Raw genomic sequence first — 21,523 nt, forward strand, 5'->3', positions numbered from 1 at the left:
ATGAACGCAGCGCACTTCTTTCACCTGCGTTCCGAAAAGAGCGCGGTGATCACCTGCCGCAGCCAGCGGTTGGCCGGATCGCCCTCGAAGCGCTTGCTCCAATGCAGCGACACGCTGAAGTCGCGCAGCGGAAACGGCGGCTCCACGATGGCATAGCCGCCCTCCTCCGCGAAGCCGCGCGCGATGTTGCGCGGCATCACCACCGCCAGGTCGGTCGCGCGCACGATGGCCGGCAGCACCATGAAGTGCTCGGTCGTGAGGCGGAGGCGCTCCTCCAGGTTCAGCAGTTGCAGGATGCGCAGCGTGTCGGCGTGCGTGCGCACCGCCACGTAGTCGAGCTCCTGCAGCGCCTCGAGCAGCGCCTGCCCCTTGCGCCGGCGCTTGACGAAGGGATGGCCCTTGCGCAGCAGCACGATGTAGCGGTCCTTCAGGAGGTGCGCGCGCTGCGTGTCGCGCACGTTCGAGAGAAAGCCGAAGGCGAAGTCGATGCGGCCGCTGTCGAGGGCGGGTGCCACTTCCGCGGGCAGCAGCGGCAGGGTCTCCAGCCGCACGCCGGGCGCCAGCTCGCCCAGCCGGGCCATCAGCGCGGGCAGGAAGCGCCCCTCGCCGATGTCGCTCATGTGAATGCGAAAGCTCTTGCGCGACACCAGCGGCTCGAAGCGGTCGGGCTCGTGCAGCGCCGCCTCGATCGTGCTGAGCGCCACCTGCACCGCCACCGCGAGCCGGTCGGCGCGCGGCGTGGGCGCCACGCCGCCGGGAGCGCGTGTGAAGAGCGCGTCTTTCAGGAGCAGCCGCAGCCGCCCGAGGCCATGGCTCGCCGCGGGCTGCGTAAGCCCCAGCGACTCCGCGGCGCGGCTCACGCTGCGCTCGCGGTAGACCGCATCGAACAGACGCAGCAGGTTGAGGTCGATGGAGTCGATATGCATGCCATTCATATTGCTTAGCTCGATTATTTTATTGAACGCAGGCCCCATGGCACGCACACTGGCGGGCGGTATTCAGCCGACCTCCCAGTCGGCCCGTTCGAACACCCACGACAAGAAGGAGACACGACATGGCCAGACTCCGTCCGCATGCGGCCCTCGCCGCCCTGCTCTTGACTGCTGCCGCCGCGTGGGCCCAGCAGCCTCCGGCCGAAGAACCGGGATGGGCCAAGGGCCGCCCCAAGAATGAAGCCGCCACGCGCCTGGCACCGGTGCCCTCCTTCCCGATTCCCACCGCGCCCGACCAGTTGCCCACCGCCAGGTTCAAGCTCCCGCCGGGCTTCAAGGTGGAGACCTGGGCTTCGGGCGTGCTCGATGCGCGCGAGTTGCGCCAGGGCGCCAAGGGCACCGTCTTCGTGAGCACGCTCTTCGTGGGCAACAAGGTCTATGCGATCGCGGAGAAAGGCGACCGCAAGCCCAAGACCATCATCGACAAGACCGAGTTCGCCACCGGCATCGAGTTCTACAAGGGCGCCCTCTTCCTGGCCACGCACAAGCAGATCGTGCGCTACGACGGCATCGAGGACAAGCTGGACAACCCCGGCACGCCCGTGGTGCTGAACGACAAGCTCCCCGGCGGACAGGACCACAGCTGGCGCTACCTGCGCATGCACGGCGACAAGCTTTACTACGCGGTCGGTGCGCCCTGCAACCTGTGCGAGCCCGACGACGCGCATGCGCGCATCTTCCGCATGAACCCCGACGGCAGCGGCATCGAGACGATCGCGCGCGGCGTGCGCAACACGGTGGGCTTCGATTTCGACCCCAAGACCGGCAACCTCTGGTTCACCGACAACGGCCGCGACTGGCTCAGCGAAGACCTGCCCAACGACGAGCTCAACGTGGTGGCCAAGCCCGACCAGCACTTCGGCTACCCGTACTGCCACCAGGGCAACCTCCTCGATTCGGAATTCGGCTGGGGCAAGCGCTGCGACGACTACCAGAAGCCCGCCGCCCTGCTCGGCCCGCACGCCGCCGCGCTGGGCCTCACCTTCTACAACGGCAAGAGCTTCCCGGCCAAGTACCGCGGCGCGATGTTCATCGCCCGCCACGGCCCGTGGAACCGCACCACCAAGTACGCCGACATCGCGGTCGCCTGGCCCGACGGCAAGGGCGGCGCGAAGGTCGAGCCCTTCATGACGGGCTTCGTGGAAAACAACACCTACCTTGGCCGGCCGGTCGACTTTCTCGTGCTGAAGGATGGCTCGATGCTCCTGAGCGACGACCACGCCGGGGCGATCTACCGCATCAGCTACGGCGGCCGATGAAGAGAGCCGGCGTCATTTCCAAAGCGATCGCGGCGGGCTTCATGGCGCTGGCGTTGTCATCGGCGGTTGCGCAGGGCGCGAAGCCTGCGCCATCGGCCGCATCGGCGCAGCCCAGCTATGCGCAACGCTATGCGTCGCTCTGCGCCTCGTGCCACGGCGGGAACGGCCGCAGTGACATGGCAGGCACGCCGGTGCTCGCGGGCCAACATTCGTTCTATGCGATCACGCAGCTGTTCCTGTTTCGCGAGGGCCGGCGCGACAACCCCGCGATGACCGCGGTCGCCAAGACCATGACCGATGCCGACCTGCGCGGCTTCTCCGAGTTCATCGCCACGCTGCCCGCGGTGCCCGCACCGCCCGCCGCCACACCACCCGACGCCGCGCGCATGACCCGCGGCCAGGCCCTCGCGCAGGAGCATCGCTGCGTGATCTGCCACGGCGCCGACCTGAGCGGCGGCCAGCAGGTGCCGCGCATCGGCCAGCAGCATGAAGACTACCTGCAGCTCTCGCTGCAGGGCTTTCGCACGGGCAAGCGCCCCGGCTACACGCAGGCGATGGGCGAGGCGGTGAGCCGCATTGCGCCGGACGACCTGGACACCCTCGCGTACTACGTTGCGCGCTTTCCCGCCGCACCCGCGAAGCCTCCACCCAAGTAACACCGCCGTACGACATCTGCGAGTGCGCCATGCGGACGCAGCGCACCGCGCACCCGAAAACACCCCCAACCACGAACATCGGAGCCGAATCTCTTGGAAGTCTCATTCAGCAAGGAAGTAGAAATGCTGCGTCTCGGCAGAGGCGCCACCTTCCACGGCGAGGGCATCCTCGCCATCACCAAGGGCCTGTTGCAATCGGGCGTGGCCTACGTGGGCGGCTACCAGGGCGCGCCCGTGTCGCACCTGCTGGACGTCATGGTCCAGGGCAAGGCCTACATGGACGAGCTGGGCGTGCACGTGGAGGCATGTTCGAACGAGGCCTCGGCCGCGGCGATGCTCGGCGCGTCCATCCACTACCCGCTGCGCGGCGCGGTCACCTGGAAATCGATAGTCGGCACCAACGTGGCGGCCGATGCGCTCTCCAACCTCTCTTCGCCCGGCGTGACCGGCGGCGTGCTGATCGTGGTGGGCGAGGACTACGGCGAAGGCGCCAGCGTGATCCAGGAGCGCACGCATGCCTACGCGCTCAAGTCCAGCATGTGCCTGCTCGATCCGCGGCCCGACCTGGGCGTGATGGTGCGCATGGTGGAAGAAGGCTTTCGCCTCTCCGAAACCTCGAACATGCCGTGCCTCATGGAGCTGCGCATCCGCACCTGCCACGTGCGCGGCAGCTTCGAGTGCAAGGACAACGTCTCGCCCGCCGTCTCCACCCGCGCGTTGATGACCGAGCCCGCGGGCTTCGACTACATGCGGCTCGCGCACCCGCCCGTCACCTTCCGCCACGAAAAGCTCAAGGGCGACGAACGCATTCCGGCGGCGCGGCGCTACATCGTGGCGAACGGCCTCAACGAACTGATACCGGGTGGGCGCCACGTCGACCTGGGCATCGTGGTGCAGGGCGGTCTCTACAACGCACTGATCCGCAGCCTGCAGCAGCAGGGCCTGGCCGATGCGTTCGGCGAAACCGACATCCCGATCCTCGTGCTCAACGTGACCTACCCGCTGGTGCCCGAGCAGGTGGCCGACTTCTGCATCGGCAAGCGCGCGGTGCTGGTGGTGGAAGAAGGCCAGCCCGAATACATCGAGCAGGACATCGCCACCTTGCTGCGCCGGCGCGACATCCAGACGCCGCTGCACGGCAAGGACATGCTGCCCGCGGCCGGCGAGTACGGCGTCGAGGTGCTGTCGGGCGGCATCGGCAAATTCGCCGCGAAGTACATCGAGACCGGCGAGGCCCTGTCTTCCGCAGAGGCCTGGCTCGCAGGCAATCGCGAGCGCCGCGAGGCGGTGGCGCGGCAGCTGGCAACGCCGCTGCCCAACCGGCCACCGAGCTTCTGCATCGGCTGCCCCGAGCGCCCGGTGTTCTCCGCACTCAAGCTCGCGCAGCAGGAGACGGGGCCGGTGCACATCGCGGCCGACATCGGCTGCCATGCCTTCGGCACCTTCGAGCCGTTCTCGATGGGCCACTCGATCCTGGGCTACGGCATGAGCCTGGCAAGCCGCGCGGGCGTGGCGCCGATGATGAACCGCCGCACGCTGTCGATCATGGGCGACGGCGGTTTCTGGCACAACGGCCTGCTCACCGGCGTGCAGAGCGCGCTCTTCAACGACGACGACGCGGTGCTCCTGATCTTCAAGAACGGCTACACCTCGGCCACCGGCACGCAGGACATCATCTCCACGCCCGACGACGAGACGAAGGAGCGCGCCGTCGACAAGCAGCAGAGCCTGGTCGACAAGAACCAGACCATCGAGGCCACGCTCACGGGCCTGGGCGTGAAGTGGATGCGCACCGTGACCACCTACGACGTGGAGCGCATGCGCAAGACGCTGACCGAGGCGCTCACCAGCGACTTCAACGGCCTGAAGGTGGTGATCGCCGAGGGCGAATGCCAGCTCGAGCGCCAGCGCCGCATCAAGCCGTGGCTTGCAGGCCTGCTGAAAAAAGGCGAGCGCGTGGTGCGCGTGAAATACGGCGTGGACGAAGACGTGTGCAACGGCGACCACGCGTGCATCCGCTTGTCGGGCTGCCCCACGCTCACGCTCAAGGACAACCCCGATCCGCTCAAGGTCGACCCCGTGGCCACCGTGATCGACGGCTGCGTGGGCTGCGGCCTGTGCGGCGCGAACGCGCATGCGGCCACGCTGTGCCCGAGCTTCTATCGCGCCGAGGTGGTGCAGAACCCGAAGTGGCACGAGCGCATCGTGCACTCGCTGCGCGGCGCGATGGTGCGCGCGCTGCAACCCGCATGAACCGCATGAGCCGCGCCATGGAACACAACCGCCCCCTCACGCTCCTGGTCTGCGCCCTCGGCGGCGAAGGCGGCGGCGTGCTCACCGAATGGCTGGTGGACATCGCCCGCCATGCCGGCTACGCCGCGCAGAGCACATCGATCCCCGGCGTGGCGCAACGCACCGGCGCCACCACCTACTACATCGAGGTGTTCCCCGTGCCGCTCGCGCAACTGGCCGGCAGGCGCCCGGTGTTCAGCCTGAGCCCGGTGCCGGGCGCGCTCGATGCGATCGTCTCCTCGGAACTGCTGGAGACCGCGCGGCAGATCGGCAACGGCATGAGCGCGCCGCTGCGCACGCTGGTCATCAGCTCGTCGGCCCGCATCTTCACCACCGCCGAGCGCATGGAGCCCGGCGACGGCCGCGCCGATGCGCAGCGCCTCGTCGACGTGGTGAAAGCCTTCAGCCGCGAGCACCACGTGTTCGACATGAACGCCATCGCGCGCGACAGCGGCACGGTGGTCAGCGCGGTGATGCTGGGCGCCATCGCAGGCAGCGGCCTCTTCCCGTTTCCGCGCGAGGCCTACGAGCACGTGGTGCGCGGCGGCGACACGAGCGCGCCCGAGAAGCTCGGCAAGATGGCCGCCGCCAGCCTGCGCGGCTTCGCGGCCGCCTTCGATGCCGTGAGTGCGCCGCGCACGCAGGCCGCCTTCGTGAACAGCGTGATGGCCGGCGACACCAGCGATGCGCCTCCCCCGCCGCGTGCACTGCCAGACGACCTGGCGCGGCGCTTTCCGCCCGCCGTGCACGACATGCTCACGCTCGGCCATGCCCGCGTGCTCGACTACCAGGACGCCGCCTACGCGACGCTGTATGCCGACCGATTGGGCCAGGTGCTCGATGCCGAGCGCGCCGCCGATCCGGCCGGCGCCCACGGCTTTGCCATCACGCGCGAGGCCGCGCGCTGGCTCGCGCTGTGGATGGCCTTCGACGACATCGTGCGGGTGGCCGCGCTCAAGGGCCGCGCGAGCCGTGCGCAGCGTGTGCGAAAGGAAGTGCGCGCCACCGACGAAGACATCGTGAAGGTCTACGACCACTTCAAGCCCGGCGCCGCCGAGTTCGCCGCGCTGCTGCCGCCCGCGCTGTCGCGCCGCGTGACCGCATGGGACCGCGGCCGGCAGGCGCGCGGCCGCGAACCCTGGGCGCTGCCGCTGAAGGTGGGCAGCCACTCGGTGTTCGGCATGGCGTCATTGCGGCTCCTGTCCTCGCTGCGCTGGCTGCGCCGCCGCGGCAGCCGATTCGCCGAGGAGCAGGCACTGATCGAACGCTGGCTCGCGGCGGTGGAGCACGGCACGCGCGAGGCCTGGGCGCTGGGCCAGGAGATCGCGCTGTGCGGCCGGCTCATCAAGGGCTATGGCAGCACCAACGAACGCGGCAAGGAGAACCTGCTGCACGTGACCGACCATCTCGCGGCGCAGCCCGGCCTTGCGCCCGCCGCGCGCGCGCAGTCCATCGCGGCAGCACGCACCGCGGCATTGGCCGACGATGCCGGCCGCGCACTCGATGCCGCGCTGGTCGCGCACGGCGCGCCCGCCCGCCCGGTCAAGGCCCAGCCCATCCGCTGGATGAAGCGCAGCAAGCCCACCGGCGGCACCTGAGCGATCCCCGAGTTTCTACACACCATAACGAAGGAGACCATGCAAACCACTCACCACCCCCGCTATCGCGGCACGCGCCCCCAACGTGCGTTGCACGCGTTGCGCACCTCGCCCATCGCGCTGCTCGCGGCCTGCGCCGCGCTCGTGCTCGGCACGCCCGCCGTGCAGGCGCAGGACAAGCCCGTGCAGCTCAAGCTCTCGAGCTGGGTGCCCGCGCAGCATCCGCTCAATCCCGCGCTGCAGGCGTGGGCCGACGACATCAAGAAGGCCTCGAACGGCACCCTCACCGCGATCCTGTTTCCGTCGGAGCAACTGGGCAAGGCCTTCGACCACTACGACATGGCGCGCGACGGCATCGCCGACTTCTCGTATGTGAACCCGGGCTATCAGCCGGGCCGCTTCCCGGTGATGGCGGGTGCATCGCTGCCTTTCCTCTTTGCCAACGGCAAGGAAGGCTCGGCCGCCATCGACGCCTGGTACCGCAACTACGCGGCCAAGGAGATGAAGGACGTGAAGTATTGCTTCGCGTTCGTGCACGACCCCGGCACCTTCCACTCGCGCAAGAAGATCGTGGTGCCCACCGACGTGAAGGGCCTGAAGGTGCGGCCGGCCACGAGCACCGTGGGCCAGCTGATCACCTCGCTGGGCGGCACCAACGTGCAGGCCTCGGCGCCCGAGTCGCGCGACATGCTGGAGCGCGGCGTGGCCGATGCGATCACCTTCCCGTGGGGTTCGATCGGCCTCTTCGGCATCGACAAGGTGGTGAAGTACCACATGGATGCGCCGCTGTACGTCACGCCCTTCGTCTGGGTGATGAACAAGGGCAAGTACGACGCGATGTCCGCCGGGCAGAAGAAGGTGATCGACGACCACTGCACCAGCGAGTGGGCGCAGAAGGTGGCCGCGCCGTGGGCCGACTTCGAGTTCGCGGGGCACGCCAAGATCGCGGCGCAGTCCGGCCACGAGGTCTACAAGCTCACGCCCGAGCAACTCGATGCATGGCGCAAGGCCGCTGCACCGTCGGAAGCGCAATGGGCCGAGAGCGTGAAGAAGGTGGGCGAGGACCCGAAGGCGGTGATGGATGCCTTGAAGGCCAGCCTCGCCAAATACAAATCGGCGCTGTAACTGTTGCTCGCCCCCAGGCTGCGCGCACTTCGTGTCGCTTCGCCAACCCCCTACCGGGGCGGGCCGGCCGCTTCGGGCGGCCGTGCGCGGCGGCCCCTGAAAAAGAACGGAGACCCATGGCCCAACGCCCAGTCAATCTCATGGACCGCGCGATCAACACGATCGAATGGCTCGCCGCCATCTTCGTGGGGATCGTTGCGCTCAACATCTTCGTGGCCGTGGTGCTGCGCAAGTTCTTCGACACCTCGATTCCCGACGCCTACGACTTCGGCCGCATGCTGCTGGGCATCCTGATCTTCTGGGGCATCGCGGCCACCAGCTACCGGGGCGGCCACATCACGGTCGACCTGGTGTGGACGGCGGCGGGCCCGCGCATGAAGCGCGTGATCGACGTCTTCGCCACGCTGGTGCTGCTGTTCGTGGTGGCGGTGCAGACCGCCATGCTGTTCGACAAGGTGCGCGGCACCTATGTGGACAACGTGCTGACCTACGACATGAACATTCCGACCTGGCCGTTCTATGCGGTGGCGTGGTTCGGCGACGTGTGCGCGGTGCTGCTGATCGCCATTCGCACGTACCGCTTGATCTTTCACCCCGAGCAGCTCGAAGAAGTTCACGCTGAACAGAAAGCCGACGAATGAGCCCCGATGCAGTTGCAGTCCTGGGCTTCGTCGCCCTCTTCGCATTGATGCTGTTGCGCGTGCCGGTGGGCATGGCGATGGGCCTCGTGGGGGTTGTCGGCTACAGCTATCTCGTGGGCCCCGGGCCCGCGCTGAAGCTGGTGGGCCAGACCTCCATGCGCACCGTGACCGACTACACCTTCGGCGTGATCCCGATGTTCATGCTGATGGGCGCGCTGGTGTCGGTGTCGGGCGTGAGCCGCGAGCTCTTCAAGGCGGCCAACTCGATGATCGGCCACCTGCGCGGCGGCCTGGGCGTGGCCACCGTGGTGGCCTGCGGCGGGTTCGCGGCGATCTGCGGCTCGTCGGTGGCCACGGCGGCCACGTTCTCGGCGGTGGCGTATCCGGAGATGCGGCGCTTCAACTACCCGCAATCGTTCTCCACCGGCGTGATCGCCGCGGGCGGCACGCTGGGCGCGATCTTGCCGCCCTCGACGGTGCTCGCGGTCTACGCCATCCTCACGCAGCAGGACATCGGCAAGCTCTTCATGGCGGGCATCGTGCCGGGCATCCTGGCGATGGCGATGTACGTGCTGACCATTGCCATCATCGTGAAGCTGCGGCCCGACTGGCTCCCCGGCGGCGAAGTGAAGCCTTGGTCGGAGCGCTTCAAGGACCTGAAGAACGTGTGGGCGCCGCTGGTGCTTTTCGTCTTCGTGATCGGCGGGCTCTACGGCGGCTTCTTCACGCCGACCGAAGCGGGCGGCGTGGGCGCGAGCGGCGCCTTCATCCTGGGCCTGGTGCGGCGCAAGCTCGACGGGCCAAAGATCCGCGAGGCGCTGCTCTCGGCCACGCGCACGGCGGCAGCGGTGTTCACGGTGCTGATCGGCGCGCTGCTGTTCGGCTATTTCCTCACCATCACGCAAAGCCCGCAGAAGCTCACCGAGTTCCTCACGGGCCTGGGCATCGGCCGCTACGGCGTGCTCGCGCTCATCATGGTGATGTACCTGGTGCTGGGCTGCCTGATGGACGCGATGGCGATGATCATCCTCACGGTGCCCATCATCTTTCCGGTGATCGTGCACCTGGGGTTCGACCCCATCTGGTTCGGCGTGATCATCGTGATGACGGTGGAGTTGGGGCTCATCCATCCGCCGGTGGGAATGAACGTCTTCGTCATCAAGAGCGTGGTGAAGGACGTGAGTTTCACCACCATCTTCAAGGGCGTGCTGCCGTTCATCGCGACGGACATCGTGCGCCTGGTGATCCTGATCGCGTTCCCGGCCATCGCCCTGTGGCTGCCAACGAGAATGGGCTGATGAGTACAACAGGCAAAGAGATCACCTACACCGCACGCGTCGAGTTCGGCGATTGCGACCCGGCCGGCATCGTCTGGTTTCCCAATTTCTTCCGCTGGATCGATGCGGCCTCGCGCCACTTCTTTGCTGAATGCGGGGTGCCGCGCTGGGAAGAAACGATGCAAACGCTGGGCGTGATCGGCACGCCGCTGGTCGACACGCACACGCGCTTCGTGAAGACCGCGAGCTACGGCGACACGCTCCAGATCGCGGTGCGCATCGCCGAGTGGCGCGACAAGAGCTTCGTGCAGACCTACCGCGTGACGCGCGGCGACGACCTGATCCTCGAATGCGAAGAAGTGCGGATCTTCGCGGCGAAACGCGAGGGCGGCGGCATCCGCGCGGTGCCGATTCCGCCCGGCATTCGCGCACTCTGCGAGTAGCGTCGCCGGCGACGCCGGCCAAGTCCTTTGACCTCATTCATGGCGCCGCCGCGCTCGTGTTAGGCCTTTCGGTACCCTTTCATTTCCCACGACTCGATACAAATAATCACAGCCATTACAAAGCTGGAGGCGAGCTGTGAACCATGTCTACCGTGTCATCTTTGATCGTCGGTTGGGGGAGTTCCGGGTCGCATCGGAACTGACCAAGAGCAGTGGTTCAGGGGGGTCAAGCAGCTCCCGCGTTCTGCGCCGAAGCATGCTGCCGGCACTGGCAATGCTGGCGGCGCTGCAGCTTCACAGCGGAGAGGCCGCAGCGGCATGCACGCCGCCATCGCCCGCCGATGGTGCCTCGGTGAGTTGCGATGGCCCGGCGACCCTCCTGAGTCCGAACAGCTTTCTCAGCCCCGCGAACGGCCTCATCGTCACGGTGCAGTCGACCGGCACCATGAGCACCTCGCCCGGCGGCACCGCGATGACCCTGGGCGGCAACGACATCACGCTCACCAACCTGGGCGCGATCGATGCGAATGCCGCGGGTTCCCTGGTGCTCGCGCGGGCCCTGACGATCGGCAACCTGATCGCGCCCACCAGCAGCAACGTGCTGGTCAACAACCAGGGCCTGATCGAGGGCACCTTCGACGGCACCTTCGGCCTGCTCGGCACGGCCGCCGTCATCGCCAACGCCGGAACCACGACGTTCAACAACAGCGGCACGATCGGCATCAACGCGTTTGGCGTCTTCGACCCGGTCAACGCGATCGCGGTGGCCATCTACGGCGGCGGCAACGTCAACTTCACGAACACCGGAACGATCACGGGCCGCGTGGCCTTCGCGAGCCCCACCACCGGTGGCAACACCTTCGTCAACTCGGGCACGATCAACGGCAGCGTCTCGCTGGGCACGGCGCTGAGCAACGACACCTTCACCGCGGTGACCGGATCGTCGATCGCCAATCCGCTGCTACCGCTGCCGGCCGTGACCCTTCCGACGCCCACGCTGCCGCCCGGCCTGCTCACCTTCGCCGCCACCGGCACGGTCGACGCGGGCATCGGCGGCACCGACACGCTCGTGCTGCAGAACACCGTCAACCCGCCGGGTTCGGGCAACGGCGGCACCGGGAGCGTCTCCGCGCTGCAGTACCTCAATTTCGAGAACCTCGTCGTCAACAGCGGCACCTGGACGTTGCAAGGCGCCTTGGTGAGCGGCTCCGCCATGCTCAACGGCGGCACCGCGATCTTCGACAACGCGCTGTCCTTCGGCACCGGCACGATGACCGGAAACGGCGGTGCCATCGAGGCCTCGGTCGGAGGCATCACGCTCGCGCAGAACATCAACCTGACCACCGGCCTGACCGTGCAAGGCGCCAACAGCCTGACGCTCGGCGGCACGATCAGCGGGGGCGCCGGCCTGGTCAAGAACGGAACCGGCACCCTCACCCTTTCGGGCACCAACAATTTCAGCGGCGGACTGGCACTCAACGCGGGCGGCCTCACGCTCGGCTCGGCCGGCTCGCTGGGCACCGGCCTCTTCATCGTGGGCGGCCCGGCAACGCTCAACACCGCGTTCACGGGCACGCTGACCAACACAGTGCAGCTCAACGGCGCGCTCACGCTCAACGGCGCCGGGAGCCTGACGCTGGGCGGCAACATCGCGGGCGCCGGCAGCCTGACGCTCGGCAGCGGAAGCCTGTCGCTCACCGGCAGCAACAACTACGGCGGCGGCACCGTGCTGCAGGCCGGCGCGATCAACGTCGGCACCAGCGGCGCGCTCGGCACGGGCGACCTGACCATTGGTGGCGCCGGGTCGCTGACCGGTGCACCCGGTGTCGCGCTCGGCAACAACATAGTTCTGAACAGCACGCTGAACTTCGGCGCGGGCGGCGGCGGCGGCGCGCTGACGATCAACGGCAAGATCACCGGCACGGGCGGCATCAACCTGGCCGGCGCGCCGGGGCTCACGCTCAACGGCGCGAGCACCTTCACCGGCGGCTTCAACCTGGGCGGCGGCGCGCTCACCGTGGGCAACAACACCGCGCTCGGCCTGGGTTCGGTCACGGTCGGCGGCTCCAGCTCGCTCTCGGCGAACGCGAACGTGAGCCTGGGCAACAACTTCGTTCTCAACGGGCCGCTCGCCGTCAACGGGGCCAGCGACCTCGCGCTCAACGGCACGATCACCGGCGCGGGCAGCATCACGAGCAGCGGGACGGCCAAGCTGTCGCTGGGCGGCGCGAACACCTTTTCCGGAGGCGTGCTGCTGCAGAGCGGCGGACTCGGCCTGGGCACCAACACGTCGCTGGGCCTGAGCACGCTCGTGGTCGGCGGTGCCGCCACGCTCGATGCCAGTGCAGGCGTGAGCGTGGGCACCGCGGTCGTGCTGAATGCGGGCCTGACCGTCGGTGGCGCCAACGACATCACGCTCAACGGCCCGGTGTCCGGCGGTGCCGGGCTCGGCTACAACGGCACGGCGACGCTGGCCCTGAACGGCGCCAACACCTTCGGCGGCGGTGTCGCGCTGGGCAGCGGCACGCTGAGCGTGGGCAACAGCCTCGCGCTCGGCACGGGTGGGCTCGACGTGTCCGGCAGCGCGACCCTGAAGGCGGGCGTGCCGGGCATCGCGCTGGCCAACGGCGTCACGCTGGGCGCCGGCGCCACGCTGGGCCTGACGGGTGCGAATGCGATCGCGCTGGACGGCATCGTCGGCGGCGCGGGGGCACTCGCGATCAACGGCCCCGACGTCACCCTGGGCGGCGCCAACAACTTCGGCGGCGGCGTGACGCTGGCAGGCGGCACCCTGTCGCTCGGCACCAGCACGTCGCTGGGCACCGGCACGCTCGACGTCACGGGCGCCGCCACGCTGGCGAGCACCGGCGGTGCGCTCGCGCTGACCAACGCGGTCGCGCTCGGCGCAGGGCTCACGGTGGGCGGCGCGGTGGACCTCGCGCTGAACGGCGTGGTCAGCGGCAGCGGTTCGCTCATCAAGAACGGCGCCGGCACGCTGGCGCTCAACGGTGCCAACAATTTCGGCGGCGGCCTCACCCTCCAGGCGGGCACGCTCAGCGTCGGCAGCAACACCGCGCTGGGCACCGGCGCGCTGACGGTGGGCGGCACCGCGACGCTCGCCGCCAGCAGCGACGTGGCGCTGGCGAACGGCGTCGTGCTCAACGCCAACCTCGGCATCGCAGGCGCCAAGAACATCGCCATCGGCGGCACGGTCAGCGGCGCCGGGGGAATCTCGATGGGCAGCACCGGCACGCTGGCGCTGAACGGCGCCAACACCTACTCGGGGCCGACCGTGGCCGCCAGCGGCACGCTGCAGGTGGGCAACGCGACCGGCAGCGCCACCGGGAGCGGCGCGGTCACGATACAGGGCGGCGCCACGCTGTCGGGCACTGGCCGCATCGGCGGCGATGTCACGCTCAACAACACTGCCGTGCTGGCACCGGGCGCCCCCGGCGCGATGGGCACGCTCACCATCGGCGGCAACCTGTCGCTCGCCAACGGCAGCGTGTTCGACTACCAGTTCGGCGCGCCCGGCCCCAACTTCGCCACGCCCGGCCAGAGCGACAGCGTGAGCGTGGGCGGCGACCTCCTCATCGCGGGCAACACCACCATCAACGTGACGGACACCGGCGGCTTCGGCCCCGGCGTGTACCGGCTCGTGGACTACGGCGGCGCGCTCACGGGCGGCGGCACGCTGACGCTGGGCGGCGTGCCCGGCGGCGCGGCGCTGGTGCTGCAGAACCTCACCGCCGACAAGCGCTTCACGCTCGTCAACGCCACGGGCGTGACGCTGGACTTCTGGAACGCGAACGGCCTCGCCAGCCCGACGCAGGCAGGCGGCGGCACCGGCACTTGGTCGACCACCTCGCCGGTATGGACCGACGCGCTGGGCAGCATCACGGTGCCGATGCAGCCGCAACCGGGCTTTGCGATCTTCACCGGCGCGCCGGGGACGGTCACGGTGGACAACACCCCCGGCCCCGTGCAGGCCACCGGCCTGCAGTTCGCGGCCAGCGGCTACACGCTGACCGGCGACCCGCTCACGCTGCTGGGCGCCGGCGCAGGTGCCAAGGCGGAGATCCGCGTGGGCGACGGCGGCGCGGGGTCTGCGGGCTTCACCGCCACGCTGAACAACGTGCTTGCCGGCACCGCGGGCATCGCCAAGACCGGCGACGGCACGCTGGTGCTGGGAGGCGCCAACACCTACACCGGCGGCACCGCGGTGCAAGGTGGCGCACTGTCCGTTTCGGCCGATGCCAACCTGGGCGCGGCAGGCGGCAACGTCGCGCTGAATGGCGGGCGGCTGCAGGTCACGGGCACCACCTTCACCGGCACCGCACGCGATGTGGATGTGGGCGCGGCGGGCGGCGGCATCGAGGTCGTCGATGCGGGTCTGAACTTGACCGCCAGCGGCGCGCTCAGCGGCAGCGGCGAACTCATCAAGTCGGGCGATGGCACGCTGACGCTCGCGGGCCCCAGCACCCACACGGGCGCCACCACCGTCGCGGCCGGCACGCTGCGCCTGGGTGCGGCGGACATGCTCACCCCCACCGCACCGCTCGCAGTGGCCGACAAGGCGGGCGCCACGCTCGACCTGAACGGCTTCAACCAGACCATCGGCTCGCTCTCGGGCGGCGGCAGCGCGGGCGGCGAGCTCAAGCTCGGCAGCGCCACGCTCACCACCGGCGGCGACAACACCAGCACCACCTTCGGCGGCACGCTGAGCGGCACCGGCAGCGTGGTCAAGCAAGGCACGGGCGACTTCACGCTGACCGGCACGAACACCTATTCGGGTGCGACGCAAGTGAACGCGGGCACGCTGAGCGCGGGCGCCGCCAACGCGCTGAGCGCGGCCTCCGCCACCAGCGTGGCCGCCGGTGCCACGCTCGACCTGGGCGGCTTCAGCCAGACCGTGGCCTCGCTGACCAACAGCGGCACCGTCTCGCTGGCGGGCGCGGCGCCGGGCACCACGCTCACCGTCAACGGGCCGTACGCGGGCAACAACGGCATCCTGCGGCTGGGCGCGGTGCTCAATGCCACGGGCCCATCGGACCGGCTGGTGCTCAACGGCGCCGGGGCCACGGCCAGCGGGCACACCACGGTGCAGATCGTCAACCTCGGCGGCCTGGGCGCACTGACCACGGGCAACGGCATCGAGGTGATCAGCGCCCTCAACGGCGCGACCACCACCGCGCAGACCACCAAGAACGCGTTCGCGCTGTCCGGCGGCCACGTGGACGCGGGCGCCTACGAGTACCGGCTGTACGCCGCGGACGCCAGCGGCGCCGGCGAGAACTGGTACCTGCGCTCCACCACCGGCGGCGGCATTCCGGGCGGACCTGGCGGCCCCGGCGGCCCAGGCGGGACCGGCGGCCTGCCCACCTACCGCATCGAAGTGCCGCTGTACGCCGCGCTCGCGCAGCAACTGCGCCAGGCCAACGTCGCGATGCTGGGCAACCTGCACCTGCGCGGCGGCGAGGACGCGCGGCTCGACATCGCCAACACCGGCGGCCCTGGCCGCCGCGCCTGGGGCCGCGTGATCAGCACCGACATCGACGTGAGCCAGCGCGGCACCGCCAATGCGCGCAGCGACGGGCGCCTGAACGGCTTCCAGGCCGGCACCGACCTGTGGGCCGACACGAACTGGCGCGCCGGCGTCTACGTCGGGCAGCTCGAAGGCAACGTTCGCGTGAACGGCTTCGCGCGCGGCATCGAAGGGCTGGACGCGGGCACCAACGACCTGCGCAACCGCTACCTGGGCGTCTACGCCACCTGGCAGAACGACGGCGGCTGGTATGCCGATGCCGTGCTGCAGGCCGGCCAGCACCGCTACAACGTGCAGCCCATCGCAACCCTGGGCAGCTCGGGCAAGGGCAAGAGCCTGCTGGCCTCGGTCGAAGTCGGCAAGGCCTTCGACATCGGCAGCGGCTGGACCGTGGAGCCGCAGCTGCAGCTCATCCACCAGACCCTGCGCATGGACGACACGGGCATCTCGGGCGCCCGCGTGACGCAGGACCCGAACGACGGCCTCATCGTGCGCGCGGGCGTGCGCATCAAGGGCGAGATCGCCACCGGTGCCGGCACGCTGCAGCCTTACGGCCGCATCAACGTGTTCCACGCCTCCGGCGGCGCGGACGTGGCGCAGTTCCTGAACCTGGGTGGCGGCACGGCCATCCGCAGCGAGACGGGTTCGAGCAGCACCGAAGTGGCCGGCGGCGTCACGCTCGCGCTCGGCGACCGCACCGCGATCTACGGCGAACTCGGCAAGCTGTGGGCCTCGGGCGGCCCGGCGCGCATCAAGAGCTCGCTCAACGCGTCGGTGGGCGTGCGGGTGCGCTGGTAGGCGGCTCGACCAGCCGCGCCAGCAGGCCGTCGACGCCGCGCTCGATCAGGTCGAAGGCCTCGACGAAGGCTTGTTGCCCGCCATACCAGGGATCGGGCACATCGCCTTCGTCGGCCTCGGCGAACTCGGTGAGCATGTGCACCTTGTGGGCGGCGCCCGCGGGTGCGAGACGGCGCAGCGCGGCGCAGTGGCGCGCTGTCATGCCGACGATCCAGTCGAAGCGCTCGAAGTCGCTCGCGCGGACCTGCCGCGCGCAGTGCGCGTGCATCGCGATGCCGCGCCGGCGCGCCTCGGCGATCGAACGCGGATCGGGCGGGTTGCCGCGCTCCTCGTCGGAGATGGCGGCGCTGTCGACATCGATGGAGATGCCTGCGAGGCGGGCCTTGTGCAGCAGGAGCGCGTGGGCGGTGGGGGATCGGCAGATGTTGCCGGTGCAGATGAACAGGACGGAGGGTTTCGTCATTGAACTGAAAGCCTGTTGAAAGATTGCAGCGCGGGTCGACGCCAAACCGCAACAATGAGGCGATAACGACCCTGCTCGCAGTGCAGGACATGGCCAAAACGGTTGACGCTCATTGTGACGCGGTGCAACAATCCCGCATCTTTACTTCGGAGCCCCGTGCGTGGACAGTGCCAGTTGGATCAGTGACAAGAAGACGCGTGCCTCGGCAGGCGTGACACATCCGGCCCTCTAGCGCAGGCTCTCTCGCGCTGTGGCCGCCGTGCACGCAGCGTGACCCGTTCGCCCTCAAGGCAAGCGGTTCTCCCCTCCCGAATCCCGTCGTTTCGCGTCACTGACTTTTTCAGTCAGCTTGCGTGTCCGTGCGCGAGGCCCTTCATCGCGAAGGAGCCTTGTCATGCGTCAATTTCAAACCCGTCAGCAGCAGCAGCAACAGCCGCCGATGCAGGAACCCGTTCGCGCCACGGCGCACGAGCCTGCGCACGCGCCGACGGCGCAGGACGTCGAGAACGAAACGCTCGACCGGGCCGCCGCGCTCTGGACCACGCGGCGCATCCGCAGCTTCTTCCTGCTGCTCGAGCAGCCGCCCCGCGCAGCGCACCGCTGACGCCGCGCCCACAAGACCGCACCGCAGATCGCAAGGAGGCCACCATGGACCCGGACCCTCGCTCGCGCCTTAGCGCGCCGCCTTCATTGAACCCATCGATTGCATCCACCCCACGCAGCGCCGCGCTGCGGAGGACACCTGCCGGCTGAGTGAAGCGGGAGGCGCTCTCCTTCGCGGCCCGCTGTGCCCGAAGGAGACCTCCCATGACCCGCGAACGCCTGCGGCGTGTCGCACGGACGGCCACGAACGGCCGCCTCGACGCACCCCGCTTCTATCCCCAACGTCCCTCGCGCCCATCCCTGCACCTCTGGGCGGCATACCTCTGCGGCCTTGCAGCAACGCAGACGCATGCCGCCGGTGGCCATCATTCGGTGGACGACGCCGCGATCCTCGATCCGGGCCAGTGCCAGCTGGAGACCTGGTCCGACCGCCATGCGCACGCCTCGCAAGGACTGCTGCACATCGGCCCGGCCTGCCGCGTCGGCCCGGTCGAACTCGGACTGAATCTCGAGCGCGAGCACGGCGGCGAAGGCCGCACCGTGCGCGCCGGTCCGCAGATCAAGTGGGCCTTCGCAGTCAACGACAGCCTGAGCGCCGGCGTGCTCGCCACGGCCGGCTGGCAAGGCGACGCACACGCCACCGCGTTGCGTTTGTCCGGCAGCAGCATCGTGGTCCCCGTGACCTGGCAGATCGCCGACAGCTGGCGCGCGCACATCAACCTGGGCCGCGACTTTTACCGCGCGCAGCCGAGCACCAGCCATTCGGGCGCCTCTCTCGAATGGTCCGCCCTGCCCTCCATCTCGTTCGTCGCCGAGCGCTTTCGCGAAGGCGGCGGCAACGCATGGCGCGCCGGCATGCGCTGGACGCCGGTCGAGACGCTGAGCGTCGACCTGAGCCGCGCACGCGGCCTGCGCGCCGACGCACCTGCGTGGTGGACGCTGGGCTTCACCTGGGCCTTCGCGCGCTGACCCCTGATTTCCTCAAGGAGAAAACAAAATGAAAAACGTCCTGAAGTCCTTCTTCGAGAGCTTTCTGCGCAGCCGCCACATGCTGCATCACTTCGAGCGCTGGCAGACGCTGCTGGGCTCCAAGCCGGTCGGCGTGACCTCGGTCGCGATGCCGCCCGACATCGCGAAGGCGCTGGCCGCCGCGTCGCGCACCGATGCCGGCGAGATGCTCGTGCGGCTCGGCAGCTCGCCCCAGGGCCTGAGCGAAGGCCACGCGCAAGTGCTGCGCAAGCGCCTGGGCAGCAACGAGGTGCGCCACGAGCAGCCGCTGCCGTGGTGGACGCACCTGTGGCAGTGCTACCGCAATCCGTTCAACCTGCTGCTCACGGTGCTGGCGCTGATCTCCTACGTCACCGAGGACATGAAGGCCACGCTCGTGATCGGCAGCATGGTGGTGCTGTCCACGGTGCTGCGCTTCCTGCAAGAGTCGCGCTCCAACAAGGCGGCCGACCGGCTCAAGGCGATGGTGAGCAACACCTCCACGGTGCTGCGGCCCGCGCCGGGGCGCAAGGCCGGCGCGGCGGGCGACGAGGGCTTCGACGCCACGCACGCGGGCACGGTGCGCGTCGAGGTGCCGATGCGCGACCTCGTGCCGGGCGACGTGATCGCGCTCTCGGCCGGCGACATGATCCCGGCCGATGCGCGACTGCTCACGGCCAAGGACCTGTTCATCAGCCAGTCCGCGCTCACGGGGGAGGCGATGCCGGTCGAGAAGTTTTCGATCGATCGCGGCGACCACGAAGCCGGCGTGCTCGAACGCGAGAACCTGCTCTTCATGGGCACCAACGTGATCAGCGGCACCGCCACCGCGCTCATCGTGCACACGGGCGACCGCACCTTTTTCGGCGCCCTTGCGCAGCGCGTGACGGCCACCGACCGCGGCACCAGTGCCTTCCAGGCCGGCATCAACCGCGTGAGCTGGGTGCTGATCCGCTTCATGCTGGTGATGGCGCCGCTGGTGCTGGTGATCAACGGCGTGGCCAAGGGCGACTGGTGGGAGGCCGCGCTGTTCGCGCTGTCGATCGCGGTGGGCCTCACGCCGGAGATGCTGCCGATGATCGTGACCGCCACGCTGGCCAAGGGCGCGGTCGTGATGTCGCGCCAGAAGGTGATCGTGAAAAGGCTCGAAGCGATTCACAACTTCGGCGCGATGGACGTGCTGTGCACCGACAAGACCGGCACGTTGACGCAGGACCGCATCGTGCTGGAGCGCCACACCAACGCGTGGGGCGAAGTCTCGAACCATGTGCTGCAACTCGCCTACCTGAACAGCTTTCACCAGACGGGTTTGAAGAACCTGCTCGACAAGGCGGTACTCAATCACGCCGAGATGCAGCCCGAGACACGGCTGCAGACGGCCTACCGCAAGATCGACGAAGTGCCCTTCGACTTCTCGCGCCGCCGCATGTCAGTGGTGGTGGAGAACGGCGGCAGCGAGCACCTGCTGATCTGCAAGGGCGCGCTGGAAGAGATCCTGTCGGTGTGCACCGCCGTCGAGCGCGGCGCCGAGGTGCTGGCGCTCGATGCCGAACTGCTCGCGCGCATTCACCGCGTGGCCTCGGAGCTGAACACGCAGGGCCTGCGCGTGGTGGCCGTGGCGAGCCGCACGCTCGCTGCCGATGCGCGCAAGCCTGCGTACAGCGTGGCCGATGAATCGGGTCTCACGCTGCTGGGCTACGTGGCGTTTCTCGATCCGCCGAAGGAATCGACCGCCCCTGCGCTGCGCGCGCTGGCCGCGCACGGCGTGGCGGTGAAGGTTCTCACGGGCGACAACGAACTGGTCACGCGCAAGGTCTGCGGCGACGTGGGCATCGAGGCCGGCCGCATCGTGCTCGGCCGCGAGATCGAGGACCTGCGCGACGACGAACTGCGCGAGCTGGTCGAGCAGCACCAGGTGTTCGCCAAGCTCACGCCCGCGCACAAGGAACGCATCGTGCACGCGCTGCATGCCAACGGGCACGTGGTGGGCTTCATGGGCGACGGCATCAACGACGCACCGGCACTGCGCGCCGCGGACATCGGCATCTCGGTGGACGGCGCGGTGGACGTGGCCAAGGAATCGGCCGACATCATCCTGCTGGAAAAAAGCCTGATGGTGCTGGAGCAAGGCGTGGTCGAAGGCCGCCGCACCTTCGCCAACATGCTCAAGTACATCAAGCTCACCGCGAGCTCGAACTTCGGCAATGTGTTCTCGGTGCTGGTGGCGAGCGCGTTCCTGCCCTTCCTGCCGATGCTGCCGCTGCACCTGCTGGTGCAGAACCTGCTGTACGACGTGTCGCAGATCGCCATTCCGTTCGACAACGTGGACGAGGAATTCCTCAAGTCGCCGCAGCGCTGGAACCCGGCCGACCTGGGGCGCTTCATGGTGTTCTTCGGGCCGTTGAGCTCGGTGTTCGACATCCTGACCTTCACGGTGATGTGGTTCGTGTTCTCCGCCAACACGGTGGCGCATCAGACGCTGTTCCAGTCGGGCTGGTTCATCGAGGGGCTGCTGTCGCAGACGCTGATCGTTCACCTGATCCGCACCCGCAAGATTCCCTTCCTGCAAAGCCGCGCGGCCTGGCCGCTGCTGGCGATGGGTGCGGCGATTGCCGCGGTGGGTATCTGGCTGCCGATGGGGCCGCTCGCGCACTACTTCAAGCTGCAGGCGCTGCCGCTGGCGTACTTCCCTTGGCTGGTGTTGATGCTGGTGGGCTACGCGGTTCTCACGCAGACGGTGAAGGGGTGGTATGCGCGGCGGTATGGGTGGCAGTGAAGATTGAGGCCGTTGTTCGGGGCGCGTGCACAGGCCACCGGGTACTCCCCTCCGCGAATGTCCCCCGG

The 21,523-nt window shown here is 68.9% G+C and carries 14 protein-coding genes; 12 read left to right on the forward strand and 2 right to left on the reverse strand.

Annotated elements, in window-relative coordinates; translation table 11 throughout:
* Positions 1 to 20: 20 nt before the first annotated feature.
* A complete protein-coding gene (locus BM133_RS20070; protein WP_093437524.1) occupies positions 21 to 935 on the reverse strand; it encodes a LysR family transcriptional regulator in 915 nt (304 codons plus the stop codon).
* A 119-nt stretch (positions 936 to 1,054) separates the two neighbouring features.
* Between BM133_RS20070 and BM133_RS20075 the strand changes: the two genes are divergently transcribed.
* From BM133_RS20075 to BM133_RS20115, 9 genes are all read left to right on the forward strand, one after another.
* The gene (locus BM133_RS20075) at positions 1,055 to 2,251 is read left to right on the forward strand and encodes a PQQ-dependent sugar dehydrogenase (RefSeq protein ID WP_177224890.1); all 1,197 of its coding nucleotides are present in this window, start codon (positions 1,055 to 1,057) and stop codon (positions 2,249 to 2,251) included.
* Positions 2,248 to 2,907: a c-type cytochrome gene (locus BM133_RS20080; protein ID WP_093437526.1), complete on the forward strand. Its 660-nt coding sequence runs from the start codon at positions 2,248 to 2,250 to the stop codon at positions 2,905 to 2,907. The genes BM133_RS20075 and BM133_RS20080 overlap by 4 nt, the downstream gene beginning before the upstream one ends.
* A gap of 93 nt (positions 2,908 to 3,000) precedes the next feature.
* Positions 3,001 to 5,160 (forward strand): thiamine pyrophosphate-dependent enzyme, encoded by a 2,160-nt coding sequence (locus tag BM133_RS20085; RefSeq protein WP_093437529.1) that lies wholly within the window; start codon positions 3,001 to 3,003, stop codon positions 5,158 to 5,160.
* 17 nt (positions 5,161 to 5,177) lie between these two features.
* Positions 5,178 to 6,797 carry an indolepyruvate oxidoreductase subunit beta family protein gene (locus tag BM133_RS20090; protein ID WP_093438228.1) on the forward strand — a complete coding sequence of 540 codons (1,620 nt, stop codon included), beginning with the start codon at positions 5,178 to 5,180 and terminating at the stop codon, positions 6,795 to 6,797.
* A 39-nt stretch (positions 6,798 to 6,836) separates the two neighbouring features.
* Positions 6,837 to 7,922 carry a TRAP transporter substrate-binding protein gene (locus BM133_RS20095; RefSeq protein ID WP_256219280.1) on the forward strand — a complete coding sequence of 362 codons (1,086 nt, stop codon included), beginning with the start codon at positions 6,837 to 6,839 and terminating at the stop codon, positions 7,920 to 7,922.
* Positions 7,923 to 8,038: 116 nt separating this feature from the next.
* Positions 8,039 to 8,563: a TRAP transporter small permease gene (locus tag BM133_RS20100; protein WP_256219281.1), complete on the forward strand. Its 525-nt coding sequence runs from the start codon at positions 8,039 to 8,041 to the stop codon at positions 8,561 to 8,563.
* Positions 8,560 to 9,861 carry a TRAP transporter large permease gene (locus tag BM133_RS20105; protein WP_093437534.1) on the forward strand — a complete coding sequence of 434 codons (1,302 nt, stop codon included), beginning with the start codon at positions 8,560 to 8,562 and terminating at the stop codon, positions 9,859 to 9,861. Before BM133_RS20100 ends, BM133_RS20105 begins: the two co-directional genes overlap by 4 nt.
* Positions 9,861 to 10,283 (forward strand): acyl-CoA thioesterase, encoded by a 423-nt coding sequence (locus BM133_RS20110; RefSeq protein ID WP_093437536.1) that lies wholly within the window; start codon positions 9,861 to 9,863, stop codon positions 10,281 to 10,283. The genes BM133_RS20105 and BM133_RS20110 overlap by 1 nt, the downstream gene beginning before the upstream one ends.
* A 136-nt stretch (positions 10,284 to 10,419) precedes the next feature.
* Positions 10,420 to 16,626, forward strand: coding sequence for an autotransporter outer membrane beta-barrel domain-containing protein (locus BM133_RS20115; protein WP_256219282.1), 6,207 nt, complete (start codon positions 10,420 to 10,422; stop codon positions 16,624 to 16,626).
* Here BM133_RS20115 and BM133_RS20120 read toward each other — a convergent pair.
* The gene (locus tag BM133_RS20120; RefSeq protein ID WP_093437542.1) at positions 16,592 to 17,089 is read right to left on the reverse strand and encodes a low molecular weight protein-tyrosine-phosphatase; all 498 of its coding nucleotides are present in this window, start codon (positions 17,087 to 17,089) and stop codon (positions 16,592 to 16,594) included. The genes BM133_RS20115 and BM133_RS20120 overlap by 35 nt on opposite strands.
* Before the next feature lie 394 nt (positions 17,090 to 17,483).
* Between BM133_RS20120 and BM133_RS20125 the strand changes: the two genes are divergently transcribed.
* From BM133_RS20125 to mgtA, 3 genes are all read left to right on the forward strand, one after another.
* The gene (locus tag BM133_RS20125) at positions 17,484 to 17,693 is read left to right on the forward strand and encodes a hypothetical protein (RefSeq protein ID WP_093437544.1); all 210 of its coding nucleotides are present in this window, start codon (positions 17,484 to 17,486) and stop codon (positions 17,691 to 17,693) included.
* A gap of 203 nt (positions 17,694 to 17,896) precedes the next feature.
* Entirely contained in the window at positions 17,897 to 18,661 is a 765-nt protein-coding gene (locus BM133_RS20130) for a hypothetical protein (protein WP_093437546.1), read from the forward strand.
* A 28-nt stretch (positions 18,662 to 18,689) separates the two neighbouring features.
* Positions 18,690 to 21,455, forward strand: coding sequence for a magnesium-translocating P-type ATPase (gene mgtA / locus BM133_RS20135; protein ID WP_093437548.1), 2,766 nt, complete (start codon positions 18,690 to 18,692; stop codon positions 21,453 to 21,455).
* Positions 21,456 to 21,523: the final 68 nt, after the last annotated feature.

This window comes from Variovorax sp. 770b2 (genome assembly GCF_900115685.1).
Lineage (GTDB): Bacteria > Pseudomonadota > Gammaproteobacteria > Burkholderiales > Burkholderiaceae_C > Variovorax.